We start from the raw sequence: 3,275 nt of genomic DNA, 5'->3' as shown, positions 1-3,275 counted from the left end.
ACCGCTCGGGCCGCCCCCCCGCCCCCCCCGCGCGGCCGCGTCCCTCTGCGAGCCGCCGATGGCCACCCCCCTCCCACCTCGCCGGCAGCCGGGAGCTCCCAAGCCCGCTCGGTCACCAGCGCGCCGATTGCGGCATCGAGCCCCATCGGCTCGCGCCCGTCGCGCCGCACCGTACGGACCGGCCGCGGCTGCTTCTTCGCCTTCTGGCTGCTGCCGCTCATGCCTGCTGCCAGGTGGTGTAGCCGGGTCCAGGTGCCCGAGGTCAGCTTTGCCGAACAAGCGTCGTGGGTGGTTGCGGCTGTCAGCGTTTGATGCGGCTGCGCATGGCGAGGACGGCCGGCGAGAAGGACGGGCTCGGTGAAGCGGCTGGCCATCTCGGTGTAGGTGCCCCAGGTGGTGAGGTCTTGGCTGCTGGAGCGGAACACGACGGAGTTCAGCACCACGGGCAGGAACGAGCAGGCGCCTTTCTACAGCACGCCGGGCGTGAGCTCGATGCGCACGCCCTCGCCCTCCCTGAGAATGAAGACGTTGTCGGTCCGCGCCCGCCAGCCGATGGGCACGGCGTAGTAACGCCCGGCGCGCTCCACGATGAGCCGCAGGCCTTCGTAGCGGTGGCGAAGGTGGACGCCCGCGCCGAGATCCCGGTGGCGCAGGCCGGGCGCCCACGAGGAGAGGCCGAGTGACTGGGCGCTGTGGACCACCAGACCGGTGCGCAGGGTTACCTTGCGAGCGTCGCTCCTGGCGTTCCGTTCGCCCAGTTGGCCGGAGACAAGGGTGACTGCCCAGAGCAGGAACAATCCGGCGGCCAGGACCAGCAATGCCGTCTCCCACGGGCTCCCTGTGCGGCTCAGTCCAGCCTGGCGCACCACTCCGAGCACCAGGCCGATGCCGACGAGGAGGGGCCCCACCCAGCGGTACGGCAGAAGCACCTGCCACTGCCACCACAGCACGAGCAGCAGCAAGCCGGCGGCCACGACGACCAGATAATGGCGGGCCAGAGCCGACGCCCCCCGTCCGGCGCTGCGCATCAGGGAGCTGTGGAGTCCCTTTTGCGGCCGATGGCCAGCGGCCGCAACGACGAAGAGCAGCGCTGCGGCGCCCACAAGAACCGGAAACGTCACCAAGTGCAGGCTGTGCAGGACGAATTCACCGAAGCCGAAGCCGAGCGCGAAAGGGGAAAGGTGAAAGTAGCCGTAGTACGCGCCTGTGTAGATCACCCCCACGTAGAACATCAGTGCGGCAATGAACGACGCTTGCGCGACCACGATGTTGATCAGCGTTGCGCATGCGCTTGCGTAGGTCGATCACTGTTGTAGCGGCTATCAGTGTGGCCGTGACCATGGGTGCCGCCCTGGCCCAGGCCGACGCCCCGGCCTCGTCCGCCGCGTCGCGTGACTGTTCCGACCTGGTCCGCATACGGGCCTTCTCCGACGACCTCGACAAGAAGACGCTGGACGGCGTTTTCGTCGGCAACATGTCCGCCCTCGCCGTCGACCGGGGCGGCCGGATCACCGCCGTGTCCGACGAGTCGTACCTCTACTCGCTCAAGGTGCGCGAGACGGGCCGCTCTTTGAGAGCCGAGGCGGTGGCCGTGGCCCCGCTGACCGATCTGAACGGCGCGGCGCCGGACTCCGAGGGCCTGGCCGTCGACCGGGACGGCAGCCGACTGATCAGCTCCGAGACCGAACCGTCCGTCACCCGCTACGACCGCGACGGCAAAGCGGTCGAGTCACTGCCGGTACCGGCCGCCCTCGCCGTCGCCCCGGCAGGACGCGCCGTACGCAACCAGACCTTCGAGGGACTGACCCTCCAGACCGGCGGACGCACCCTGGTCGCCTCGATGGAGGGCTCGCTCTCCGGCGACGAGACGGGCGTGGTGCGGCTGCAGACCTGGCATCGCGCCGGTCTGGGCAAGCCCTTCAAGACCGGTGCCCAGTACGGCTACCAGGCCGACCAGGGCCTGGGAGTCGTCGAGCTCGCCCCGGCCGGAGATGGTCGGCTGCTCGTCCTCGAACGCGGCTTCACCGCCGGTGTCGGCAACACCGTCCGCCTCTACCTGGCCGACCCTCGCAAGGCCGACGACGTGAGCGGCGCCGAGAACCTCACCTCGGGCGGCGCGGCCCGCCTCGCCTCCAAGACCCTGCTGGCCGACCTCGCAGACTGCCCTACCCTCGGCGCCACGGCCGAACAGCCCCAGCCCAACCCCCTGCTGGACAACATCGAAGGACTCGCCGTGACCGGCCGCACCACCACCGGACGCGTGAAGCTCCTACTGGTCAGCGATGACAACGAGCGGGACACCCAGATCACCCGCCTGTACTCCCTCGACGTCCGGCTACCCGTCTGAGCAACCCCGCAGCCGCATCGAGGCCGGCACCGGCGGGCGGCAGAGGCGGTGCGGACGTCCCGGACGGCCTGGTGAACAACCGCCCGCACTGTGGGTTCCTCGATGGTGATGGCGATATCTGAATCTCCCCACCCTGTGCTCAGGCGTTCTCCAGACCTGCTCGCTTTGCTTCCCCATGTAGCTGAACGTTGGGCAGGTGGCTGCAGCCTCCCGGACCTACTGCGGCAGGAAGAACACCCGGGGAAACGCAACAGCGGTCACGTAACGGGTGGTTCCGCCAGGAGTACGACGCGATCGGCTTCCACATCGAACCCGAGTACCGGATGGCCGTAATCGCCCTCTGGATCCATCAGTACCGGTTTGCCCAGCCGTCGACCGATGTCGCGCAGGAAACGGCAGAAGACGTCGAGTCGCTCCTGGCCCTGAAGCTCTCGCAGGTCCACATCGAAGTCGATTTCCTCGGCTGCATGGAAACGGAAGATCGCCAGTACATCGGTTGACGGCCAGACCCTCAGTTCGGGGCACTCGGCGTCGGCTGGACGGGAGAGCACTCTCTGGGCTGGGGGCACCGGCAGCACGATCTCGCCCTCGGAGTACTGGTACTTCCAGCCTCGTTCAGCGACGAGGTCGAGGAGTGCCTGCCAGTCCTCGGCTGAGGCATCCGGGACACGCGCGTCGGGCAGCGCTCCCATCAGGTCAGGGTCGAAGAAGTATGCAACGTCAGCCCACAGCAGATCAGACACCCCGCCATGCTGCCTGGCAGCCCATCGCGACGCAGCCCGATTTCCTTGACCAACCACATTGGGACTCGTGCTCGTGACATGGGGCAAACCGGCACTGTCACGTTGGCTGACCGGTGGGATGATCTTCTGGTTGATCAGCCTGGGAAGGGTTGTCCGTGGGGAGCGCGTCGCTGTCGTACAAGGGG

The 3,275-nt window shown here is 68.1% G+C and carries 3 protein-coding genes and 1 pseudogene; 1 reads left to right on the top strand and 3 read right to left on the bottom strand.

Translation table 11 applies throughout. The features are described 5' to 3' along the window. Window positions 1-443 (bottom strand): annotated as a pseudogene (locus ABT147_RS47005) (hypothetical protein); the annotation flags it as partial. A gap of 24 nt (window positions 444-467) precedes the next feature. Further along, window positions 468-1,265: a hypothetical protein gene (locus ABT147_RS47000; protein WP_351418680.1), complete on the bottom strand. Its 798-nt coding sequence runs from the start codon at window positions 1,263-1,265 to the stop codon at window positions 468-470. A gap of 20 nt (window positions 1,266-1,285) precedes the next feature. Between ABT147_RS47000 and ABT147_RS46995 the strand changes: the two genes are divergently transcribed. Next, window positions 1,286-2,347 carry an esterase-like activity of phytase family protein gene (locus ABT147_RS46995; RefSeq protein WP_351418678.1) on the top strand — a complete coding sequence of 354 codons (1,062 nt, stop codon included), beginning with the start codon at window positions 1,286-1,288 and terminating at the stop codon, window positions 2,345-2,347. 257 nt (window positions 2,348-2,604) lie between these two features. On the opposite strand, the gene ABT147_RS46990 is transcribed toward ABT147_RS46995, so the two are convergent. Next, window positions 2,605-3,090 carry a hypothetical protein gene (locus tag ABT147_RS46990; protein WP_351418676.1) on the bottom strand — a complete coding sequence of 162 codons (486 nt, stop codon included), beginning with the start codon at window positions 3,088-3,090 and terminating at the stop codon, window positions 2,605-2,607. Window positions 3,091-3,275 lie beyond the last annotated feature (185 nt).

This window comes from Streptomyces sp. NPDC001868 (assembly GCF_040297125.1).
Taxonomy (GTDB): Bacteria; Actinomycetota; Actinomycetes; order Streptomycetales; family Streptomycetaceae; genus Streptomyces.
This window is presented reverse-complemented; position numbering and strand designations above follow the sequence as displayed.